The 21790-nt window shown below is 62.9% G+C and carries 18 protein-coding genes; 7 read left to right on the plus strand and 11 right to left on the minus strand.

Annotated elements, in window-relative coordinates; all coding sequences use genetic code 11:
* Positions 1–61 precede the first annotated feature (61 nt).
* Positions 62–727 carry a cell wall hydrolase gene (locus C1T17_RS01390; RefSeq protein ID WP_104951867.1) on the plus strand — a complete coding sequence of 222 codons (666 nt, stop codon included), beginning with the start codon at positions 62–64 and terminating at the stop codon, positions 725–727.
* Positions 728–829: 102 nt separating this feature from the next.
* Positions 830–1321: an MmcB family DNA repair protein gene (locus C1T17_RS01395; protein WP_104951868.1), complete on the plus strand. Its 492-nt coding sequence runs from the start codon at positions 830–832 to the stop codon at positions 1319–1321.
* Here the strand turns inward: C1T17_RS01395 and C1T17_RS01400 are convergent, their stop codons facing one another.
* Positions 1322–2230, minus strand: a complete 909-nt coding sequence (locus tag C1T17_RS01400; RefSeq protein WP_104951869.1) for a prephenate/arogenate dehydrogenase family protein — start codon at positions 2228–2230, stop codon at positions 1322–1324.
* The gene (gene hisC, locus C1T17_RS01405) at positions 2230–3333 is read right to left on the minus strand and encodes a histidinol-phosphate transaminase (protein ID WP_411269205.1); all 1104 of its coding nucleotides are present in this window, start codon (positions 3331–3333) and stop codon (positions 2230–2232) included. The genes C1T17_RS01400 and hisC overlap by 1 nt, the downstream gene beginning before the upstream one ends.
* 118 nt (positions 3334–3451) lie before the next feature.
* On the opposite strand from hisC, the gene C1T17_RS01410 reads away from it, so the two are divergent.
* Genes C1T17_RS01410 through metW form a run of 3 tightly spaced genes read left to right on the plus strand, consistent with a single transcriptional unit; the run spans position 3452 to position 5627 of the window.
* Positions 3452–4603 carry a homoserine O-acetyltransferase MetX gene (locus tag C1T17_RS01410; RefSeq protein WP_104951871.1) on the plus strand — a complete coding sequence of 384 codons (1152 nt, stop codon included), beginning with the start codon at positions 3452–3454 and terminating at the stop codon, positions 4601–4603.
* Positions 4600–5040 carry a GNAT family N-acetyltransferase gene (locus tag C1T17_RS01415; protein ID WP_104951872.1) on the plus strand — a complete coding sequence of 147 codons (441 nt, stop codon included), beginning with the start codon at positions 4600–4602 and terminating at the stop codon, positions 5038–5040. Before C1T17_RS01410 ends, C1T17_RS01415 begins: the two co-directional genes overlap by 4 nt.
* Positions 5040–5627: a methionine biosynthesis protein MetW gene (gene metW / locus C1T17_RS01420; RefSeq protein ID WP_104951873.1), complete on the plus strand. Its 588-nt coding sequence runs from the start codon at positions 5040–5042 to the stop codon at positions 5625–5627. Before C1T17_RS01415 ends, metW begins: the two co-directional genes overlap by 1 nt.
* 23 nt (positions 5628–5650) lie before the next feature.
* On the opposite strand, the gene C1T17_RS01425 is transcribed toward metW, so the two are convergent.
* Positions 5651–7912 carry an NADP-dependent malic enzyme gene (locus C1T17_RS01425; protein WP_104951874.1) on the minus strand — a complete coding sequence of 754 codons (2262 nt, stop codon included), beginning with the start codon at positions 7910–7912 and terminating at the stop codon, positions 5651–5653.
* A 134-nt stretch (positions 7913–8046) separates the two neighbouring features.
* Between C1T17_RS01425 and mutS the strand changes: the two genes are divergently transcribed.
* Together mutS and C1T17_RS01435 are read left to right on the plus strand one after the other, a co-directional pair.
* A complete protein-coding gene (gene mutS / locus C1T17_RS01430) occupies positions 8047–10671 on the plus strand; it encodes a DNA mismatch repair protein MutS (protein ID WP_104951875.1) in 2625 nt (874 codons plus the stop codon).
* A 43-nt stretch (positions 10672–10714) separates the two neighbouring features.
* Positions 10715–13489 carry a [protein-PII] uridylyltransferase gene (locus tag C1T17_RS01435; protein ID WP_104951876.1) on the plus strand — a complete coding sequence of 925 codons (2775 nt, stop codon included), beginning with the start codon at positions 10715–10717 and terminating at the stop codon, positions 13487–13489.
* A 3-nt stretch (positions 13490–13492) separates the two neighbouring features.
* Here C1T17_RS01435 and C1T17_RS01440 read toward each other — a convergent pair whose 3' ends face one another.
* From C1T17_RS01440 to ispG, 8 genes are all read right to left on the minus strand, one after another.
* On the minus strand, positions 13493–13999 hold the full coding sequence (locus tag C1T17_RS01440) for a L,D-transpeptidase (protein WP_104951877.1): 507 nt from the start codon (positions 13997–13999) through the stop codon (positions 13493–13495).
* On the minus strand, positions 13996–15057 hold the full coding sequence (gene ribA / locus C1T17_RS01445; RefSeq protein WP_104951878.1) for a GTP cyclohydrolase II: 1062 nt from the start codon (positions 15055–15057) through the stop codon (positions 13996–13998). The genes C1T17_RS01440 and ribA overlap by 4 nt, the downstream gene beginning before the upstream one ends.
* A gap of 7 nt (positions 15058–15064) precedes the next feature.
* Entirely contained in the window at positions 15065–15862 is a 798-nt protein-coding gene (locus C1T17_RS01450; RefSeq protein ID WP_104951879.1) for an exodeoxyribonuclease III, read from the minus strand.
* A gap of 276 nt (positions 15863–16138) precedes the next feature.
* Positions 16139–16765 carry a LolA family protein gene (locus C1T17_RS01455; protein WP_104951880.1) on the minus strand — a complete coding sequence of 209 codons (627 nt, stop codon included), beginning with the start codon at positions 16763–16765 and terminating at the stop codon, positions 16139–16141.
* Between the two features lie 76 nt (positions 16766–16841).
* Complete coding sequence (locus tag C1T17_RS01460; RefSeq protein ID WP_104951881.1) at positions 16842–19103, minus strand: FtsK/SpoIIIE family DNA translocase; 2262 nt, start codon at positions 19101–19103, stop codon at positions 16842–16844.
* 114 nt (positions 19104–19217) lie between these two features.
* Entirely contained in the window at positions 19218–19697 is a 480-nt protein-coding gene (locus C1T17_RS01465) for a GNAT family N-acetyltransferase (RefSeq protein ID WP_104951882.1), read from the minus strand.
* Positions 19694–20596, minus strand: coding sequence for a DMT family transporter (locus C1T17_RS01470; RefSeq protein ID WP_104951883.1), 903 nt, complete (start codon positions 20594–20596; stop codon positions 19694–19696). Before C1T17_RS01470 ends, C1T17_RS01465 begins: the two co-directional genes overlap by 4 nt.
* Before the next feature lie 30 nt (positions 20597–20626).
* Positions 20627–21778, minus strand: a complete 1152-nt coding sequence (gene ispG, locus C1T17_RS01475; RefSeq protein WP_104951884.1) for a flavodoxin-dependent (E)-4-hydroxy-3-methylbut-2-enyl-diphosphate synthase — start codon at positions 21776–21778, stop codon at positions 20627–20629.
* Between the last annotated feature and the right edge of the window lie 12 nt (positions 21779–21790).

A 21790-nucleotide genomic window follows, 5' to 3' on the forward strand; every position in this document is an offset into this window, starting at 1 on the left:
GAAAAGCCCATCCATAAGGATACGGCGTCCTGGCCGACTCACCGCACTAACTTGAGTAGTGATGAGTTTCCGATTGAAGGCCGCGACATTGGCCGCATTTACTTTATCTGCGATCGCCGCCGTAAGCGCGAGCGACGCTTCCCAAGCCGCTGGATCGATTGAGACGCTTCCCGTCACCATCCCGGTTTCTTCCACTCCGCAGGCCGCAGGTGTAACCTTCGCAGCGCCGCGTGAAGTGGTTCAATCTACAACAGCATCAACGCCTCAGCCGGAAAAAGTTTCCGCATATGCAGATGATGCGCAGGAACAGCCCGCGACGTCGCTCGCCGCTCTGGTGGATGCCCAGCCCTTCCCCGCCGACATGACCGAAGATATGCGTTGCCTTGCGAGCGCCGTCTATTATGAGGCGAAGAGCGAAAGCCTCGCCGGTCAGCTCGCCGTCGCCCGCGTCATCATCAACCGTTCGCATTCGGGCCGTTTCGCCAGCAGCCTTTGCGGCGTCGTGCGCCAGCCGAGCCAGTTCAGCTTCGTTCGCGGTGGCAATGTGCCTCAGCCGCGCACGGACAGCGTCGATTGGCAGCAGGCAGTCGGCATTGCGCAGATCGCGCTGAACGATAGCTGGAAGAGCCAGGCTGAGGGCGCGTTGTTCTTCCACGCTCGCCGCGTTTCGCCGGGTTGGGGCAAGGCCCGTCTGGCATCGATCGACAATCACATTTTCTACCGCTGAGACTGGAGGCCCGCTCCGGGCCGACGAGCAGCAAAGATGATAAAGGCCGGCCCATACGGGTTCGGCCTTTTCTTTGTTCCTCTATTGTTCTAATATCATGCCATGTCACAGACGGTTTCCGATTGCTCCCCTCTTACTGACGGCACGGCTATGGCCGTCGCGCGTGGGGTGCTGCGCCTCTTCCAGCGCCACGATGTGTTCGGTGTGGTGGAAGCCCCGCTTCCCAATGGCCGTCGCGCCGATATCATGGCGATCGACCTGTCGGGGCATCTGGTCATTGTAGAGATAAAATGCAGCCGGGCGGACTTGCTCGGAGACGCGAAGTGGCCGGACTACTTCGATTATTGCGATCGCTACTTCTGGGCCGTGCCGGCCGGTTTTGACCTGACGCCATTCGATGGCGAGGCGCTTTGGCCCACGCGCACGGGGCTGATCGTTGCCGATCAATATGACGCGGAAATCCTGCGCCCCGCGCCTACAGAGCCGCTGCCCGCCGCTCGTCGCAAGGCGGAAACACTGCGCTTTGCGCGCCGGGCCGCTCGGCGGCTGACTGCACTTTCCGACCCGGACTACGCTGCCGAAATCGGCTTCTGATTATGTGTGGGTGCGCCCGAAATCGGGCGCGGGATCGTCCTGCCCCTGCTCAATAATCGACCGGCGGATGGCTCTGGTTCGCGTGAAAAGGTCGAACAGCGCATCACCGTCACCCCACCGTATCGCCCGCTGCAACATGGTCACGTCCTCGGTCAGCCGTTGCAGGATCTCAAGTACCGCCTCGCGATTGTTCAGGAACACGTCGCGCCACATTGTTGGATCTGACGCCGCGATGCGCGTGAAGTCGCGAAAGCCACCAGCGGAGAATTTGATAACTTCGCTTTGCGTCACGGTCTCCAGGTCCGAAGCCGTGCCGACGATCGAATAGGCGATCAGATGCGGCACGTGACTTGTCACCGCCAGCACCAGATCATGATGCTTGGGGGTCATGATCTCAACATTCGCGCCCAATGTCTCCCAGAAGCTGCGCATTCGGATGACGGCCGCTTCTTCTGTATGTTCTTCCGGCGTCAAAATGCACCAGCGGCCTCTGAACAAAGTGGCGAACCCGGACTCAGGTCCACTATACTCGGTTCCCGCAACCGGATGACCCGGAACGATAGTGGCGTGCGGCAGCACCTCGCGTAGCGCTGCGATCACGCTTTCCTTCGACCCGCCGACATCGCTGATAATCGCTTCGGAGGGCAATTCCTCAGCGATCTCCGCGGCGACCGCTCCCATGGCGCCTACTGGCACGCATAGGATCACGAGGTCTGCATCCGTAACCGAAGCGCCCGCCGTGTCGCTGACATCGTCGCACAGGTCGATCCGCCGCGCGATTTCCCGCACCTCGTCGTTCGCATCGTGGCCCGTCACACGGACGGTCGGCATCGTTGCCCTTATGCCGCGGGCAAGCGAGGAACCGATCAGACCCAGCCCGATAATGGTGACACGCGCGAACGGCAGCATCAGGCGGCTTCCGCCATCGTGCGCAGGATGCGCGCAATGTCACGTGTCTGCGCTTCGGTGCCGATGGTGATGCGCAGGGCGTCCGGAAGCCCCTGCCCCGGCAGCCAGCGCGTCGCATAACCCTCCGCCATCAACCCGTTCAGCGCCGCTTCGGCCGTCAGTCTGCCTTCGAACAGGATCAGCAGGAAGTTTGCCTTGCTCGGCACCACGCGCAGGCCATGATTGCTCATCGCCGCGATTTCTCCGGCAAGCCATTCACGCCATTGGCGGTTATGCGTACGGCTCGCTTGCACCCACTTATCGTCTCCGACAGCGGCGATCGCAGCCGCCTGCCCCGCCGTGGTCACATTGAATGGCGCGCGGATGCGGTGCAGCACGTCAACGACTTCACGCGTGGCATAGCCCCAGCCGATGCGTTCGGCGGCAAGGCCATGTATTTTGGAGAATGTGCGCGTGATAAATACGTTGGACGCCGTGCGCGCCAGGTCCAGCCCGCCGTCTTCCTCTTCCGGCTCCAGATATTCTGCATAGGCTTGATCCAGCACCAGCAGGATGTCGGATCGCAGTCCGGCATGCAGCCGCGCGATCTCCGCTGCCGACGTCATCGTTCCCGTCGGATTATTGGGATTGGCAAGAAACACCACGCGCGTCCGCTCCGTCACCGCCGCCAGCAGTGCGTCCACATCCGTCGCATAGTCCTTGTCCGGCGCAACGACCGGCGTCGCGCCCACGCGACGGGCCGCGATGTCGTAAACGGAAAAGCCGAAGCGGACGTACAGCACTTCGTCGCCCGGCCCGGCATAGGCACTGGCGGCGAGGTGCAGCAGCTCGTCCGACCCCGTGCCGTAAATGATCCGTGCGGGGTCCAGCCCGAACTTCGCGCCGATAGCCTCGCGCAACTTGGTCGCGCCGGGATCGGGATAGGTGGCGAGGTCCGCCGTCGCCGCAGCCAACGCCGCGCGCGTGTTCTCGCTGGTGCCGAGCGGGTTCTCATTGGCGGAAAGCTTGATGAGCGGGCGGCCATCGGCAGCCGCCGCCTTGCCCGGCACATAAGCGGAAATGCCCAGGATCCACTCCTTGGGCTGTGGCGAAGTATGCGTCATTATTGTGCTATCTGTCATGCCACGCGCTTTAGCGGGGAAACCTCGCGCGCGCAAAGGGTGCGGCCTTGGACCGGGCGCGGAGATTGACACCCCTCGCCCCGCGTCCTAGCGGCGAAGCATGGCTAGCGTTCCCCTATCGACCGACAGCCGGTTCGGCCTAGGCCGGCAGGTCCGCCTGCCCGGCCCCTTATCGCTGGACAGTGGTGCCAGCCTGACGCCGGTGGACATCGCATACGAGACGTACGGCGCGCTGAATGCCGACGCCTCCAACGCGATCCTCATTTGCCACGCGCTGACGGGCGACCAATATGTTGCCTCTCAGCATCCGCTGACCGGCAAACCCGGTTGGTGGTGGCGGATGGTGGGCGAAGGCAAGCCAATCGATCCGGCGCGGCATTTCATCATCTGTGCCAATGTGCTGGGTAGTTGCATGGGGTCGAGCGGTCCCGCCAGCATTGATCCTGGCCGTGACGAACCTTATGCGATGCGCTTCCCGGTCATCACGATCGGTGACATGGTGCGCGCGCAGGCGATGTTGCTCGATCATCTGGGCGTCGCCCGCCTCCATGCAGTAGTCGGCGGTTCGATGGGCGGTATGCAGGCACTGACTTGGCCGACTTTATATCCTGACCGCGTGGAATCGGTGCTGGTGATCGCATCGACGGCGCGCCATTCCGCCCAGAACATTGCCTTTCACGAAGTCGGGCGGCAGGCGATCATGGCCGATCCACGCTGGCGCGGCGGCGACTACTATGCGGACAATGACGTGCCGAGTTCCGGCCTCGCCGTTGCCCGCATGGCCGCCCATATCACCTATCTTTCCGAAGCAGGCCTCACCGAAAAATTCGGCCGCAGGCTTCAGGCGCGGCCGGACAGCCCCGGCGGGCAGAAGACCTTCGGCTTCGACGCGGACTTTCAGGTAGAAAGCTATTTACGCCATCAGGGCTTGAGCTTCGTCGACCGCTTCGACGCCAACAGCTACCTCTATATCACGCGGGCGATGGACTATTACGACATTGCCGAAGACCATGAAGGCAGCCTTGCCCGCGCCTTTGCCCGCACGAAGGCGCGATTCTGCGTCGTCAGCTTCGATACCGACTGGCTCTATCCCACGGCGGAATCGCGGATCATCGTCCATGCGCTCAATGCCTCGGGCGCGCCTGCGAGTTTCGTAGAGCTTTCCAGCCCCTTCGGTCATGACGCCTTCCTGCTCGAAGCGCCGGAACTTAATCGCGTGGTCGATGGATTTCTGCGGGCGGGCGAACGATGAGGGTTATCGAAACTGCCCTGCCCGGCGGCTATTCGCTATCGGATGATCCGGCAAGGCTTCAGCCGAACGCGATTCATGCCTACCTCGCGAGCACCTACTGGTCGCCTGGCATCGCGCTGTCGGTAGTCGAACGAGCGATCGCGGGATCGCACTGCGTCGGCATCTACAAGGACGACGCTCAAATCGCCTTTGCCCGCGTGATTACCGACCATGCCACCTTTGCGCATCTCGCTGACGTCTATGTGCTGGAAAACTATCAAGGTCACGGCCTCGCCTCGGCGATGCTCCGCTACTTCCACGACCATCCCGATCTTCAGGGCTTGCGACGCTGGACCCTCAACACTCGCGATGCGCACAGCCTGTACGAACGTCATGGCTGGCAGCGGATCACCGGCATCTTCATGCAGCGCTATGATGGCCCGGCGGTGACAGTCTGATGGAACTCCGTCCGGACCTTGCGCTTATCGCGCGCAACGTCACGCCCGGCGCGCGCTTGCTTGATGTCGGTTGCGGCGACGGTGGCCTGATGGCGGCGCTCCGCGACCAACGCCAAGTCGATGCGCGCGGATTGGAGATCGACCCCACGAACGTTGCTTCGGCAGTGGGCCGCGGCCTGTCTGTGGTGCAGGGCGACGCCGACACCGACCTCCATTATTACGCCGACGCCAGCTTCGATTATGCGATTCTCAGTCAGACGCTGCAAACGACGCGCCGCCCCGACCGGGTCGTGGAGGAATTGCTCCGCATCGGTGCTCAGGCATTCGTCAGCTTCCCCAACTTTGCGCACTGGCGCGGACGGCTTTCGCTGGCGTTTGGTGGCCGGATGCCCGTGACAAAGCTGTTGCCGGACACCTGGTACGACACGCTCAACATCCATCACCTCACCATCGACGACTTTCGCGCGCTGGTGAAGGATCGCGGCTGGTCGATCGACGGCCAATGGTTCCTGAACGGCGAGAAGGAAACGACGCACACCAACGCGAATCTCTTCGCGCAGCATGCGGTATTCCTCCTGCGGCATTAATCGGCTGGTGCGGCGGTAGGGCTCTACAGGGCGATACCGCCCGCTGCGAGCACCGCCAGCGTCACCAGTTCGCTCGCCGTCGACGCCATGGTAGCCACCTGCACCGGCTTCTCCAGACCCACCAGCATAGGCCCGATCACCGAATCGCCGCCCAATTCGCGCAGCAGCTTCGCCGACAGGTTGGCGGATTGCAGTCCGGGCATCACCAGCACATTGGCGGGACCGGACAGGCGGCAGAACGGATAATTCTTCATCACGGCAGGATTGAGCGCGACGTCCGGCGCCATCTCCCCTTCATATTCGAAGTCCACGCCGCGCTCGTCAAGGATCGCAACGGCGTCCCGCAGGCTGGCCAGCCAGTTGCCCGGAGGATTGCCGAAGGTGGAGTAGGACAGGAACGCCACGCGTGGCTCATGCCCCATGCGCCGCGCTACAGCGGCCGTGTCGATGGCGATGTCGGCCAGTTCTTCTGCGGTGGGTCGCTCGTTTACCGTGGTATCGGCCATGAACACCGTGTGGCTCTGCCCGACGAGTACATGAATACCGAACGCGGTGCGGCCCGCCGCAGGATCGATCACGCGACGAATGTCGCGCATCGTCTGCGAATAGGTGCGCGTCACGCCGGAGATCATCGCTTCCGCTTCGCCAAGCTGCAAAAGCAGCGCGCCGAAGATGTTGCGTTCCCGATTCACCATCCGCTCGCAATCGCGACGCAGATAGCCGCGTCGTTGCAGACGCTGATACAGGAAATCGACCATCTTGGGCACCAGCGGCGAGTTGACACTGTTGTGCACTTCGAAGCTGTGAGGGTCGGTGACGCCCAGCGCGCGCAACCGGTCGTAAACATCCTGCCGCCCGACGAGCACCGGAATGCCATAGCCGCCATCGCGGAACTGGATCGCGGCGCGCAACACCACTTCTTCCTCGCCCTCGGCAAAGACGACGCGCTTGGGTTCCGCCTTCGCGCCTTCATAGGCGAGCGTCAGCACCGATGTAGTCGGATTGAGGCGCGCCTTCAGCGACTGGCGATAGGCGGCGATGTCGGGGATCATCTTCTGCGCAACGCCGCTATCCATTGCCGCCTGCGCGACGGCCGCGGGCACGATTTCCATCAGGCGCGGATCGAATGGCGTCGGGATGATATAGTCCGGGCCGAAGCTGTGCGATTTGCCATAAGCCTTGGCGACTTCCTCGGGCACGGCCTGCCGCGCCAGCGCCGCAATGGCCTGCGCCGCCGCAATCTTCATCGCTTCGTTAATCGCGGTCGCCCGCACATCCAGAGCGCCGCGGAAGATGAAGGGGAAGCCAATCACGTTGTTGACCTGATTGGGATAATCCGACCGGCCGGTGGCGACGATAGCATCCGGGCGCGCGGCCTTGGCTTCGGGCGGCGTGATTTCCGGGTCCGGATTGGCCATTGCGAAGATGATCGGCTGCGGCGCCATATCCTTGACCATGTGGCCCTGGAGCGCGCCAGCGGCGGACAGGCCGAGAAACACGTCTGCGCCTTTCAGCGCTTCTTCCAGAGTACGCGCGTCTGTCTTGGCGGCATGTGCTGACTTCCACTGGTCCATGCTTTCGGTGCGCCCCTGATAGATGACGCCGCTGCGGTCGCACATGATGACCTGATCGTGGGGCACGCCCATCGCCTTGATAAGCTCGGTACAGGCAATCGCCGCCGCGCCAGCGCCATTGACCACGATTTTCGTATCTTTGAGTTCGCGTCCGGTCAGATGCAGCGCATTGATCAGGCCCGCCGCGCAGATGATCGCGGTGCCATGCTGGTCATCGTGCATGACCGGGATGTTCATCTTTTCCTTCAGCGCCTGCTCAATGATGAAGCATTCGGGCGCCTTGATATCCTCAAGGTTGATGCCGCCGAAACTCGGCTCCATCAGCGCGACCGCATCGATGATCGCCTGCGGGTCTTCGCTGTTCAACTCGATATCGATGGAGTCCACGTCGGCAAAGCGCTTAAACAGCACTGCCTTGCCTTCCATGACCGGCTTAGAAGCCAGCGCGCCCAGATTGCCCAGGCCAAGGATTGCCGTGCCGTTGGAGATCACGGCGACCAGATTACCCTTTGCGGTATAATCATAGGCGGTTGCGGGATCTTCCGCGATGGCGCGCACCGGCACGGCAACGCCGGGCGAATAAGCCAGCGCCAGGTCGCGCTGCGTCGCCATCGGCTTGGACGCGATGATCTCGATCTTGCCCGGGCGTCCCGACGAGTGGAAGAACAACGCCTCGCGCTCGGAAAATTCCACGTTCGATTTATCGCTCATCAGTCCTGTCTCCGCCGCGTTGCAGGCTCGCCCTAGCGGCTTTTGATGACATTCTTCAAGGGCCGCTTCTCTATTTCAGTGCTGTTTCCCACACCCCTTCCGCCCCGGCGTTCGACTCGCTATCGCACGATGGCATGGGTCACAGTAGTTCTTCTCCCGCAGGCGCGTCGCCGACGCCGATGATGGCGCAATATCTTGCGCTGAAGGCCGAGGCGTCCGACTGCCTGCTTTTCTATCGCATGGGCGACTTCTTCGAGCTGTTCTTTGACGATGCCAAGGCGGCTGCGGCCACGCTGGACATCGCCCTGACGTCACGCGGTGAGCATGATGGAGCGCCTATCCCGATGTGCGGCGTGCCGGTGCACAGCTCGGAAATGTATCTAGCCCGCCTGATCCGTGCCGGTCACCGCGTCGCCATCGCCGAGCAGACCGAGACCCCTGCCGAAGCCAAGGCACGCGGCTCCAAGTCGCTCGTCGCCCGTGCCATCGTCCGCTATGTGACGGCGGGCACGCTCACCGAAGACGCACTGCTCGATGCCCGGACCGACAATATGCTGGTGGCCGTGGCGCAAGTCGGGCAGGAATATGGTCTTGCCGCCGCCGACATCTCCAACGGTCGCTTCGAAACGATAAGCATCACCGAAGCGCAATTGCCTGCAGAGTTGGCGCGGCTGCGACCCAGCGAATTGATAACACCCGTCAACTTCACAGTCCAATTCGCGGTGCCGTCCCATCCTTTCGATCGCGCGGCCTTTGACAGCAGCCGCGCCGAGGCATTGCTGAAACGCCACTATGGCGTTGCGACGCTAGACGGTTTCGGTACTTTCGCGCGCGCTGAGTTGGCGGCGATGGGCGGGCTGCTCGGTTATCTCGATCATGCGGGCAAAGGCACCCTGCCATTCCTCGGGCCGCCAGTCAGGCGCAGCACAGATGCGCATATGGCGATCGACGCCGCTACGCGCGAAAGTCTGGAGATCGTTCAAACCATGGCCGGTCAGCGCGGGGGAAGCCTGCTCGCGGCCGTCGACCGCACCGTCACCGGCGCAGGCGCCCGCCTCCTTGCTTCCGACCTCGCCTGCCCGCTGCTGGATCAGCCGCAGATCGAGGCGCGGCTGGCGCTGGTCGCCTGGCTGCATCGTGACGGTGGCCTTCGCGATCACCTTCGGACCGCCCTGCGTGCACTCCCGGACATCGGCCGTGCGTTGGGCAGAGTCGCCATCGGGCGCGGCTCACCGCGCGATTTGGGCCAGTTGCGCGACGGCCTGCGGGAAGCGCGTATCCTGCGCGAGCGGCTCGTGACTTTGCCGGACCGTCCCAAGCTGCTGGACGATCTGCTTCCCGCCCTCGATGGCCATGCCGACCTCACGGACCGGCTCACCCGTGCGCTTGTCTCCAGCCCGCCGACGGAAAGCGCCAGTGGCGGCTATATCGCCGACGGCTATGATGCGGCCCTTGACGAACTGCGCCGCCTCGCGGGCGATGGCCGCCGCGCCATCGCCGCCCTCGAAGCGCGCTATCGCGATCAGACCGGCATCGCCAGCCTGAAGATCCGCCACAACGCCGTCCTCGGCTATCATGTCGAAGTCCCCGCCAAACATGGCGACGCACTCCTGCGCGACGGCAGCGGCTTCACGCATCGTCAGACGCTCGCCGGTGTCGTCCGCTTCAACTCGGTCGATCTCCACGAACAGGCAAGCCGCGTTGCGCAGGCGGGCGGCCACGCCCTCGCCGCCGAAGCCGCGCACTTGGAAGAACTGATCGAAGCCGTCCTCGCTCGCAAGTCCGCCATCGATGCCGCTGCCCGCACGATCGCCCGCCTCGACGTGTCGGCGGGTCTGGCCGAGCGCGCGGCGGAAGGCGGCTGGTGCGCACCCGATTTTGCGGAAGGCCGCTGCCTCGATATCCGCGGCGGACGCCATCCCGTCGTCGAGGATGCGCTGTCCCGGGAAGGCCAGTCCTTCGTTGCGAACGACTGCTGCCTGTCCGAAACCGACCGGCTCTGGCTTGTCACTGGCCCCAATATGGGCGGCAAATCGACTTTCCTTCGCCAGAACGCGCTGATCGTCATCCTCGCGCAGGCGGGCAGTTTCGTGCCCGCCACTTCCGCCCGCCTCAGCCTTGTCGACCGCCTGTTCAGTCGCGTCGGCGCGTCGGACAATCTGGCGAAGGGCCGCTCGACTTTCATGGTGGAGATGGTCGAAACTGCCGCCATCCTCTCGCAGGCGACCGAGCGCAGCTTCGTCATCCTCGATGAAGTCGGGCGCGGCACGTCCACCTATGACGGTCTTGCCCTTGCCTGGTCTGTGGTCGAGGCCGTGCATGAGACGAACCGCTGCCGTTGCCTCTTCGCCACCCATTATCACGAACTGACGCGGCTCGCCGAAAAGCTCGATGCCCTTTCGCTTCACCATGTCCGTGCACGGGAATGGAAGGGCGACCTCGTCCTGCTCCATGAACTCGCGCAAGGCCCGGCGGATCGCAGCTATGGCCTCGCGGTGGCGCGCCTCGCCGGCCTGCCCCCGGCCGTCCTCGCGCGGGCAAAGGACGTGCTGAAACGGCTCGAAGCGGGCAAGGCCAAGACCGGTGGTATCGCGGCCGGGCTGGACGATCTCCCGCTGTTCGCCGCGTCGCTGGCCAAGGAAACGCCGCCTCCCGATCCCTTGCGCGAAGGATTGGCCGCTCTCGACGTGGATGCGCTCAGCCCCCGCGAAGCCCTCGATGCGCTCTACCGCTTGAAAGCCCTGCTGGACGAGGCGTGAATCAGCAGTTCCCTAGGGGGCTGACACACCCTACATAGCGTCCATGTCCACTCTCTTCGACACGCTCCCCAACCGGCGCGCCATCATCGACCGGCGCATCGTGGCTGACCGCATCGCCATTGTTGCAGGACAAGAGGGGCAGAATGCGCAAGCATTGCGGGCCGCCGTCGTCGACGAACTGCGCTCGGCGCTTGAGGCAGGCCGCGCGGAGGCCGCTCGCCGCCTTGCCATGCACCCGACGCGCGGGCGCGAGACGGTTTCCGCCTTCGCGTTCCTGATCGACCAGATCCTGCGCATCCTCTACGATGCGACGACGCAGCATCTGCACCCGTCCGGTAATCGCAGCACCTCGGAACGCATCGCCCTGATTGCAGTCGGCGGTTATGGACGCGGCGAGATGGCGCCGCATAGCGATGTCGATATCGGCTTCATCACGCCGTGGAAGCCGACTGGCTGGACCGAGCAGGTCATAGAGTCCATGCTCTATTCGCTTTGGGATCTTGGCCTCAAAGTGGGGCACAGCAGCCGGTCGGTCGATGAGACGGTGCGCATGGCGAAAAGCGATCTCACCATCCGCACGGCGCTTCTGGAGGCGCGCTATGTATGGGGCGATCGCGCGCTGTACGAGGAAACCTCGCGCCGCTTCGACGAGGAAGTCGTCAAGGACACGGGGCGCACCTTCGTCGCAGAAAAGCTCGCGGAACGCGATGCGCGGCACAAGCGAATGGGCGACAGCCGCTATGTCGTCGAACCAAATGTCAAGGAAGGCAAAGGCGGCCTGCGTGATCTCCACACGCTTTTCTGGATCGGCAAATATGTGAATCGCGTCCGGTCGGTGGCGGAACTGGTCGATGCCGGGCTGCTGACGCGTCAGGAGTTGCGTCAATTCCAGAAGGCGGAGGATTTCCTCTGGGCCGTCCGCTGCCATCTGCACATGATTACGGGCCGCGCCGAAGATCGCCTGACCTTCGATTTGCAGGTGGAGATTGCCGAGCGCACGCACTTTTCCGCCCGCAATGGTCAGTCCGCGGTCGAGCGCTTCATGCGCTATTACTTCCTGAACGCGAAGACGGTGGGTGATCTGACTGCGGTGTTCCTGGCCCATCTGGACGACCGCCTGGCGGCACGCGGGCATCGTTACGTCCCCAGCTTCTTCCGCCGCCCTAAGAAGCTCGACGGCTTCATTCTCGATCGCGGCCGCATCGCGCTTCCCTCCGACGACTTCTTTCAGGCTGATCCCGTCCGGATGCTGGAAATTTTCGCGGTCGCCGATCGTCACGGCCTCTCTATCCACCCGTCCGCCATTCGCGCTGCCAGTCGCGACGCGCACTTGATCGACCGCCACATCCGCAAGGACGTGCGCGCTAACGCCGCATTCCTGGACGTGCTGACCTCGCCACGCGATCCGGAGACCGTGCTGCGCTGGATGAACGAAGCCAGTGTCTTTGGCCGCTTCATTCCCGATTTCGGACGCGTTGTCGCGCAGATGCAGTTCGACATGTACCACCACTACACCGTTGACGAACACACGATCCGCGCCGTGGGCCTGCTCGCCCGCATCGAGAAGGGCGATATTCAGGTCGATCATCCGCTTTGCACGTCATTGATGGAGAAGCTGCTGTCGCGCCGCGTGCTCTACGTGGCGGTGCTGCTGCACGACATCGCCAAGGGGCGCGGCGGCGATCACAGCATATTGGGCGCGGAGGTGGCACTGTCGCTCTGCCCCCGCCTTGGCCTGACCGCAGCAGAAACCGAAACGGTCGCGTGGCTGGTGCGCTATCATTTGCTGATGTCAGCCACTGCCTTCAAGCGCGACCTGTCGGACTATAAGACCATTATGGACTTCACCGATGTCGTCCAGAGTCCCGAGCGTCTGCGCCTGCTGCTGATCCTGACGGTCGTGGACATTCGCGCCGTGGGACCGGGCGTCTGGAACAGTTGGAAACGGCAGTTGCTGACCGACCTTTACGACGCGGCGGAAGAAGTGCTGCGCCTGGGCCACAAACAGAATGGCCGCCGGGAAAAGGTGCAGGCGAAACAGGAGGCGCTTCAGCACGCGATGGAGCTGTCCGACGAAGTATTCGCATCCCTTAAGAAGCGCTTCCCGGAATCCTACTGGATTGCCGAGCCTGATGACATTCTTCAGCAGAACGTCGGGCATGTGATGGCGGCCGGCAATGAGCCGCTGTCGATCGCCGCAGAGGTTTACCCGCAGCGAGGCGCGACGCTTGTGACTGTCTATGCGGCCGACCATCCGGGGTTGTTCTATCGTGTCGCCGGCGCCATTCACCTCGCAGGCGGCAACATCATCGACGCACGCATCCATACCATGCGCGATGGCATGGCGATCGACAATTTCCTGGTGCAGGATCCGTTCGGCGGCCGCTTCGACAGTGCCGATCAATTAAACCGGATCAAACGCATGATCGAGGATGCTTTGGCCAATCGGCATAAGCTGATTACCAAGCTGGAGGCACGCCCTCTCCCCCGCACACGCGCGGAGGCCTTCCACATTGTCCCGAACGTGCTGATCGATAACAAGGCGTCCAATCGCTTCACCGTTGTCGAAACCACCGCCCGTGATCGCCCGGCGCTGCTGTTCGCGCTCGCTAATGCGCTGTTCCAGTCGAAAGTCACTGTTCACAGCGCCCATGTCGCGACCTATGGCGAACGCGCCGTGGACACCTTCTATGTCACGGATTTGCTCGGCGGAAAGATCGAAAGCAAGGCACGGCTACAGACACTCGAACGCCGCCTGCTCGAAGCAGCCAGCACGGAATTTGCCAATGTGACCGAGCGTAGCCGCCAAGTCGCCTGACGATCAGCGTATCCGCATCACCGATTCAGGCGTCAACTTCAGCAACAACTTCAGCATGTCGCCTTTCGCAATCGCGACGCAGCCTTCGGTCGGTCGCCCCTCGACCCAGCAATGGAAGAAGATAGCGCTGCCCTGCCCAGGCACAGGTGGCGAGTCATTATGGCCCAGCACCACAATGACATCATAGGCTTCGTCGGCGCGCTGCAATGTCTCCGCCGAATAGCCGTGCGGAAGCTGCACCGGCCGATTGTACGCCGGATCCCCAACGCCGTCCGACCATCCATCCCCCGCTCGTGTCCAGCGCCACGGGATCGAAGGCGAAGTTGCCAGAGCAACACGATCGGGGCGCAGCAGCACGCCACGGACTGGCCATTCTCCTAATGGTGTGCAGCCATCACCCTCGCGCTTGTCGCTTGGCGTACATGTCCCGCCCTTGCCGATTGCGCAGGGCATCTCCGACGCACCAAAGCGAAGCCGCCGCGCAACGCTGGCGACGTCAATTACGCTCATAGCTGATGCCCGGTACGGTCCCGCTTCGTCGCCAGATAGCGGTTATTATGCGGATTGGATTCGATTGCCAACGGCAGGCGCTCCGCCACCGTAATGCCCGCCGCTTCAAGGCCAGCAACCTTGGCCGGATTGTTCGTCAGCAACCGCACTGTTTCAATTCCCAGTAGATCGAGCATTCGCGCTGCCACCGAAAAGTCCCTCGCATCAATCGCGAACCCCAATCGCACATTGGCGTCCACGGTATCGAACCCCTGATCCTGCAAAGCATAAGCGCGCAATTTATTGACCAGCCCGATCCCGCGCCCTTCCTGCCGCAGATACAGCAGCACGCCCCATGGCGCGTCGGCGATCCGATGCAGCGCCTCGTGCAGTTGCGGTCCGCAATCGCACTTCAGCGACCCCAGCACATCGCCGGTCAGGCATTCGCTGTGCAATCGAACGACGGGCGGTGAGGCATCGCGCTTGCCGACGATCAGCGCAACATGCTCCCGCGGTTCTTCCGGGCTACGGAAGGCGATGATCTCCGCATCCTCGCTCGCCGCGACCGGAAGTCGCGCGCGCGTCGCAATCAACAGCCGCGCCGCATCGTCATAGGCCTCGACATCCTTTGCAGATACGACGCAATCGCTTGATCCATGGTCTCCAATAAAGAACGCCGGCAATATTCCCGCAAGTCGTGCCAGCCTCAGCGTCGCGGCAGCAGCATCGGGGGCGGCGAGCGGACGCGCCTTGAACGGGCCCTTCAACGGCGAAGCGAGATCCCGCACCGGATCGGCGATTGCCATGGCGACATCCCGGTCGATCCAGGGCACCCGCGCGACCTGCACCGGCATCTCGGGATCGGCGGCAGCGCGCTGATTGGTAAGCTTCAGCGTTTCCGCCCGCGCCGCCGAAATCAGGATATCGGCCTGATCGCCGGGATCGAAAGCCGCCAGCGTCACCGCGTCCGCTGCCTCTACAGCCATGACGCGCAACGATCCGTCAGACCCCTGCACCGTGACCGGCCATCCCCGGCGCAGCGCATCAATGGCGCGGGCGGCGGCTCTGGCGTCGCTCACATGCGCCTCAGAACGAGAACTCTGTAATCAGCGGAACGTGGTCGGATGGCCGCGCCCAACCCCGGATCGGCTCGACGACGCGATGGCTGATCGCCTTCTCCGCCAGCGCCGGGCTCACCCACATATGATCGAGCCTGCGCCCCCGGTCGCTTTCCGACCAGTCGCGCGCGCGATAGCTCCACCATGTGAACAGCCGTTCCGGTGCCGGGAAAAACTTGCGACCTAGATCCACCCAGTCATGGGACGCCTGCAACCGCGCCAGGATTTCGCATTCTATTGCAGTGTGGCTGACCGTGTTGATGAGTTGCTTATGGCTCCACACATCGCATTCCAGCGGCGCGATGTTGAAGTCGCCCGTCAGAATTGTTGGCTTGTCCGATAGCCCGGACGACCATTCGATCATCCGCTCCAGAAAATCGAGTTTCTGCCCGAACTTCGGATTGACGGTCCGGTCCGGCAATTCGCCGCCCGCAGGCACATAGACATTCTCAAGCCGTACGCCATTGTCCAGCCGCACACCGATATGCCGCGCCTCGCCATTCGCCTGCCAGTCCAGCCGATCGTCCTCGCGGATCGGAATGCGGCTGACGATCGCGACGCCATGATGCATTGGTTGCCCGTTCAGCTTCTGGTGGTTGTATCCATACTGCCGGAACAGACCTGCCGGGAAGGTGTCGTTGACGACCTTCGTCTCTTGCAAACAGAGGATGTCTGGCCCTTCTTCGGCCAGAAAACGCTCAACTATATCAAGGCGGGCGCGAACGGAGTTGATATTCCAGGAAGCAATAGTGACGGTTTCACTCATGCGACATCCACTAGGGTCCAAAGGCGTCAAGGGCAAGTCGCGAGCGCATGGTCGCCGGGCAAAGAAAGACCCCCGCTCCGGGGGCATGGAACGGGGGTCTCGATCGCGCCATTATGCGCTTCGCGACACAAGCGGCAGCCGGGGTAACAGGGGGGAAATCCCGGGGGCTGCTCGTGCCGTAGGTCTTTATTTAGAGGCCATCATATGAGCGGCAGATGAACGAGTTTTGTAATAATACCGATTTTACGATTTTCGTCGCAAGCACCGCCCGGATCGTCAGCCTGACCGCCCCCGTGGACGAGGATCGGTCCACCGGAAAGCAGAGTCGGCAATTGGCATTCCGTAGCGATGATTGGTGAGGCGGATAGTGGTACGATTGCTCTGCGCATCCAGCGCCACCCAGCCATATAGCTCCAGCCCGGCAGGAGCTGTTGGCTTGCGCTTGAACACCAGCGTAATGGTGCCGAATTCCGGCCGCTTGGGGTCGCGCGCTTCGACGCTCAGCACAGTCGGATCGCCGGTCTGTACGACTTTCCCGAATTTCGAGAGATCCTTGTTGGGATCGAGCAGCGCACCGAGCGGCGAACTGCCGATCGGCCACCGCTGCACCTGCCGCACCTCGTAATCGATCATCGTCAGTGCCTTGCCATCGCCTACGATCAGCAGCGGCACGCCTTTCTGATACTGGAACCGGATCTTGCCGGGCTGTTTCAGCGTAAGTTCTCCGGTAACGACGCGGCCATTGCGATCCGTCTGCGAAAAATCCGCCGTCATGGTTGTGACCGCCCGAATATAGGCATTCACCTTGGCAAGGTCGGATTGCTGCGCGACGGCCGGGGTAAGGGGCAAAGCCGCGACAACCGCCAACGGCGCGGCTGCAAGAGCAAGCGCTATGCGCTTCATGATTGTATCTCCATTTGCATCATGCAGTGGATGTAAGAGGGTCGCGTTGAACCCGCCGTGAACCCATCCTGTTCGGTTAAAGCGGATTGCCCGCCTCGTCCCTCAGCACTTCGCGACGGCCGACATGATTGGGCGCGCCGACCAGGCCCTCCTCTTCCATCCGCTCGATCAATCGCGCGGCACTGTTGTAGCCAACGCGCAACTGGCGCTGGAGCCAGCTTGTCGAAGCCTTTTGGTTCTCAAAAACGAGTTGGCACGCTTTCCGATACAGCTGTGCATCCGGGCTATCATCACCCAGATCGACACCATCGAGGGCGAAGCTGCCTTCTTCCGGTTCTTCGGTCACGGCGGAGATATAGTCGGGCTTGCCCTGCGCGCGCCAGTGGTCGGCAACGGCGCGCACTTCGTCGTCGCTGACGAACGGGCCATGCACGCGCGTCAACTGCTTGCCGCCTGCCATGTAGAGCATGTCGCCCTTGCCCAGCAATTGCTCGGCCCCCTGTTCGCCCAGGATAGTGCGGCTGTCGATCTTGGACGTCACAAAGAAGCTGATGCGCGTCGGCAGGTTCGCCTTGATGACGCCGGTGATGACGTCGACCGAAGGCCGCTGCGTCGCGAGGATCAAGTGGATACCCGCCGCGCGCGCTTTCTGCGCCAGCCGCTGGATCAGGAACTCGACTTCCTTGCCCGCCGTCATCATCAGGTCGGCCAATTCGTCGACCACCACCACGATCTGCGGCAGCGGCTGGAAATCAAGCTGCTCTTCCTCGTAGATCGGCTGGCCGGTCTCGGGGTTATAGCCGGTCTGAACCCGACGACCCAAAGGCTTGCCCTTCGCCTTCGCTGCGCGCACCTTCTCGTTGTAGTTGGCCAAATTCCGCACGGAGATCGACGCCATCATCCGATAGCGGTCCTCCATTTGCTCCACAGCCCATTTCAGCGCGCGGATCGCCTTTTGCGGCTCGGTGACCACCGGCGATAGCAGATGCGGAATATCGTCATAAGTTGAGAGTTCCAGCATCTTCGGATCGATCATGATGAGCCGCAGCGAATCGGGAGTCATCCGATACAGCAGCGACAGGATCATGCAGTTGAGGCCGACCGATTTGCCCGAGCCGGTCGTACCCGCGATCAGCAAGTGCGGCATGGGTGCCAGGTCAGCGATCACTGCATCGCCCGAAATATTCTTGCCCAGCACGATCGGCAGCGATGCCTGCTGGTCGCCGAACTGCTCGCTCTCGATCAACTCGCGCAGCACCACCGACTCGCGCTTGGTGTTGGGCAGTTCGATGCCAATCACCGTCCGGCCCGGAATGGTCGCGACGCGCGCCGACAGCGCCGACATGTTGCGCGCTATGTCGTCCGCCAGCGCCACCACACGGCTCGCCTTGATGCCCGCCGCCGGTTCCAGCTCATACATGGTGACGACCGGGCCGGGCTTCACTTCGGTGATGTGGCCCTTCACGTGAAAGTCGTCGAGCACGCTTTCCAGCAGCCGCGCATTGCGCTCCAGCGCCGCCTTATCGATCTTCACGACCTGACTCGGCGCGGCTTCGGTCAAGAGATCCGTGGACGGCAGCGAACTCGCGCCGAACAGATCGTCCTGCCGCGACACCGGTGCGAAGGGGCGGGGCGGGGCGGCGGGTTTGGGCGTCTGGATATTGATCGGAGGCTTCGGTTCGTTCGACACAGCCTTGCGCGGCGTGATTTCACGGTCCTCGACGAGCGTATCGCCCTGCGGAATAGCCACAGCACGCTTGGGCAGGCTGAAGCGGGGCAGGGTAGGGCGCGTCAGGTGGATCAGCGGCTTCTCAAGCGCCAGACTGCGATACCAGAGCCAAATCCCTGATATTAGCGTCGCGATCACGAGGATGCCGACGATCCACTTCTGCCCCGCTTCCGGCGCCATCGCGGTCAGGCTCAATACGCCACGCGCGGTCAGCATGCCAACGATGCCACCCCAACCTGCGGGCAGTGCGACGAGCGGCTGCGTCTGGAACAGCGACAGGCTGATGCCGATCAGCACGATCCCGGTCACGCACTTGCCGACCTGCCCCTGCCATCCGCTCATGTCCTGATCGCCCCAAAGGCGTCGCGCGCATACCAGAATCAGCGGCAGCAGCAGCGCGGCAGGCACGCCCAGCAGCCACAGAAGGAAGTCGGACGTGTAGGCGCCCGGCGTCTGCATCACGTTCTGCGCAAAGCCGCCTGCGACGGTATTCAGCGACGGATCGCTGGGATGATAGCTGAGCAGTGCCAGCAGCAGGAAAAGGCTGAACAGATACAGCGCGATGGACCCGATCATCGCGCCACTGCGAATCAGGCTGCGCTTCAGCATTTGCCGCCACTCCGGCGTGCGCTTCGATGCCCGGCTAGCCACTCTAATCCCCGCTTCGTGCTTCAAATGTTCTACCCGCGCCCTTGTCCCTTAACCACGACTCCCCGTCAATAGTCAGGCACCGGCAAGTGCGACGAGCGCATCGCCGTCCATCCGCTGGATCGTCCACTCCTCCATGGGTTTCGCCCCGATGCTCCGATAGAAATCGATGGCGGGCGCGTTCCAGTCGAGCACCGACCATTCCAGCCGCGCGCAATCCCGCTCGATCGTCAGCCGCGCGAGGGCCGCCAGCAACGCCTTGCCCGCGCCTGATCCACGCGCGTCCGGCGTGACGAACAGGTCTTCCAGATAGATGCCGGGCCGCCCCTCGAACGTCGAGAAATTGTGGAAGAACAGGGCGAAGCCGATGCCGGTCCCGTCTCGTTCGGCAATCAGCACCTCGGCCATCGGGCGGGCTCCGAACAGATGCCGCGCCAGCACATCCCGGTCGGCGCGCACCTCATGCAAGAGCTTCTCATATTCCGCCAGTGCCAGAATGAAGCTGTGAATCAGGCCGATATCCTGCGGTTCGGCATTGCGGATCGTGACGGTCAACTGGCGCTCCCTTCGACATGCGCGGTAATCTGCGGATCGCGCCGCGCCGCGATCAGGCATCCCGTAACGATCAGCACTGTCCCGGCAAGCGTGGTGATCGTCAGCCGCTCGGCAAAGAACAGCCAACCCATGATCGCCGCCCACACAAAGGCGCTATATTCCACCGGAATGAGCTTCTGTGCTTCGGCCCGCGCATAGCCCCAACTCATGAACATCAGCGAGGCAAAGGCGAGGGCTGCTGCGCCCAGGATCATCGGCAGATGGTTTGCCGTCGGCACCACCGCCAGCAGTGGAGAGAACGCCCCGAAGACGATGAGCATTACGAGATGCTGAAAGAACGCGACTTCGACCGGCGATGCGACTCCCGCCTGCTGTTTCTGGAGGATCAGGTTCCACGCGAACAACACGGCCGAGAACAGCACCGCGCCTGCGCCAAGCACCGCCTGCGGATCATAGTCGCCCCGCAACCGCCCCGACAGGATCACCCCGACCCCGATCAGACCCAGCACCGATGCCGCTATGGCGTTGCGCCCGATCCGTTCTTTCAGGATCAGCGCGGCCAGATACAGCGCGATCAGCGGCGCGATGAAGGACAGCCCGATCGCCTCGGCCAACGGCAATATCTTGATGCCGTAGAAGAAGAATAGCGCCATGACGGCCACTACGCTGCCCCTGAGCATGTGGATTTTCAGCACCTCCCGCACGGGCCAGGGATTGCTGAGCACCACCATGCCGACAATCCCGATCACTGTCCCGGCCAGCGCCCGCCAGAGCAGCGCATTATACACGCCGATGGCAAGGCTGAGCCCCTTCATCACTGCGTCCATCACCGAAAACAGCGCCACGCCGACGCAGCACGCGCCGAAGGCCAGGGCCAGCGGGACAGGGCGGCTATTCATGTCAGGATGAAGGATCGAAGCGGTGCAGGCTTATTCCGCCGCCACGCTGTCCGCCGCTCCCGCATCGGTAGTGAAGGCCTCGATCTCGGCGGCCTTTGCCTCAACGAGTTTCACAATATGCTCGATCATGTCCGCGTCCTGCACATGATGGTCGGTAACGCCCGACAGATAGACCATGTGCTTGCCCGCACCGCCGCCGGTAATGCCGATGTCGGTCTCGCGCGCCTCGCCGGGGCCGTTCACCACACAGCCCAGCACCGACAGAGACAGCGGCGTCGAGATATGCGCCAGCCGTTCCTCCAGCGCCTGTACCGTGCGGATCACGTCGAAGCCCTGCCGCGCGCAACTGGGGCAGGACACTACGCGCACGCCGCGCGTCCGGATGCCAAGCGATTTCAGCATCTCATAGCCGACGCGGACTTCTTCTTCGGGTTCGGCGGAGAGCGACACGCGGATGGTGTCGCCGATTCCCGCCCACAGCAGATTGCCCATGCCGATCGCGCTCTTGACCGTGCCGCCGATCAGCCCACCCGCTTCGGTGATGCCCAGATGCAGTGGGCAATCGACCGTTTCGGCGAGTTGCATATAGGCGGCGACCGCCAGGAACACGTCGCTGGCCTTCACCGCGACCTTATACTCGTGGAAATCCTGATCCTGGAGCAACTTGATGTGATCGAGCGCGCTTTCGACGAGCGCCTCTGGGCAGGGCTCGCCATATTTCTCCAGCAGGTCGCGTTCCAGTGATCCGGCGTTGACGCCGATACGAATCGCGCAGCCATTGGCTTTCGCCGCTTCCACCACTTCCTTGACCCGCGCTGCCGATCCGATATTGCCCGGATTGATGCGCAGGCACGCCGCGCCCGCATCGGCGGCTTCCAGCGCATGCTTGTAGTGGAAATGAATGTCCGCGACGATCGGCACCCGCGCCGCCCGCACGATCTGCTTCAGCGCCGCCGTCGATTCCTTATCGGGGCACGACACCCGGATAATATCCACACCCACTTCCTCGCAGCGGCGAATCTGGTCGATCGTCGCACGCGGATCGGACGTCGGCGTGTTCGTCATCGTCTGCACGGTGATCGGCGCGCCGCCGCCCACCGGCACGTTGCCGACCATGATCTGACGGCATTCGCGCCGCGCGATATCGCGCCACGGACGCAGGCCGGGGTTATGCTCTGACATGAAGGGGCTCCA

Origin of the sequence: Sphingobium sp. SCG-1 (assembly GCF_002953135.1) — a bacterium.
Classification (GTDB): Bacteria; Pseudomonadota; Alphaproteobacteria; order Sphingomonadales; family Sphingomonadaceae; genus Sphingobium.

What these genes read in the sequence shown, in the direction of transcription:
- C1T17_RS01390 (WP_104951867.1), top strand. Translation starts at nt 62, where the DNA reads ATGAGTTTCCGATTGAAGGCCGCGACATTGGCCGCATTTACTTTATCT.
- C1T17_RS01395 (WP_104951868.1), top strand. Translation starts at nt 830, where the DNA reads ATGTCACAGACGGTTTCCGATTGCTCCCCTCTTACTGACGGCACGGCT.
- C1T17_RS01400 (WP_104951869.1), bottom strand. Translation starts at nt 2,230, where the DNA reads ATGCTGCCGTTCGCGCGTGTCACCATTATCGGGCTGGGTCTGATCGGT.
- hisC (WP_411269205.1), bottom strand. Translation starts at nt 3,333, where the DNA reads ATGACGCATACTTCGCCACAGCCCAAGGAGTGGATCCTGGGCATTTCC.
- C1T17_RS01410 (WP_104951871.1), top strand. Translation starts at nt 3,452, where the DNA reads ATGGCTAGCGTTCCCCTATCGACCGACAGCCGGTTCGGCCTAGGCCGG.
- C1T17_RS01415 (WP_104951872.1), top strand. Translation starts at nt 4,600, where the DNA reads ATGAGGGTTATCGAAACTGCCCTGCCCGGCGGCTATTCGCTATCGGAT.
- metW (WP_104951873.1), top strand. Translation starts at nt 5,040, where the DNA reads ATGGAACTCCGTCCGGACCTTGCGCTTATCGCGCGCAACGTCACGCCC.
- C1T17_RS01425 (WP_104951874.1), bottom strand. Translation starts at nt 7,912, where the DNA reads ATGAGCGATAAATCGAACGTGGAATTTTCCGAGCGCGAGGCGTTGTTC.
- mutS (WP_104951875.1), top strand. Translation starts at nt 8,047, where the DNA reads ATGGGTCACAGTAGTTCTTCTCCCGCAGGCGCGTCGCCGACGCCGATG.
- C1T17_RS01435 (WP_104951876.1), top strand. Translation starts at nt 10,715, where the DNA reads ATGTCCACTCTCTTCGACACGCTCCCCAACCGGCGCGCCATCATCGAC.
- C1T17_RS01440 (WP_104951877.1), bottom strand. Translation starts at nt 13,999, where the DNA reads ATGAGCGTAATTGACGTCGCCAGCGTTGCGCGGCGGCTTCGCTTTGGT.
- C1T17_RS01450 (WP_104951879.1), bottom strand. Translation starts at nt 15,862, where the DNA reads ATGAGTGAAACCGTCACTATTGCTTCCTGGAATATCAACTCCGTTCGC.
- C1T17_RS01455 (WP_104951880.1), bottom strand. Translation starts at nt 16,765, where the DNA reads ATGAAGCGCATAGCGCTTGCTCTTGCAGCCGCGCCGTTGGCGGTTGTC.
- C1T17_RS01460 (WP_104951881.1), bottom strand. Translation starts at nt 19,103, where the DNA reads ATGCTGAAGCGCAGCCTGATTCGCAGTGGCGCGATGATCGGGTCCATC.
- C1T17_RS01470 (WP_104951883.1), bottom strand. Translation starts at nt 20,596, where the DNA reads ATGAATAGCCGCCCTGTCCCGCTGGCCCTGGCCTTCGGCGCGTGCTGC.
- ispG (WP_104951884.1), bottom strand. Translation starts at nt 21,778, where the DNA reads ATGTCAGAGCATAACCCCGGCCTGCGTCCGTGGCGCGATATCGCGCGG.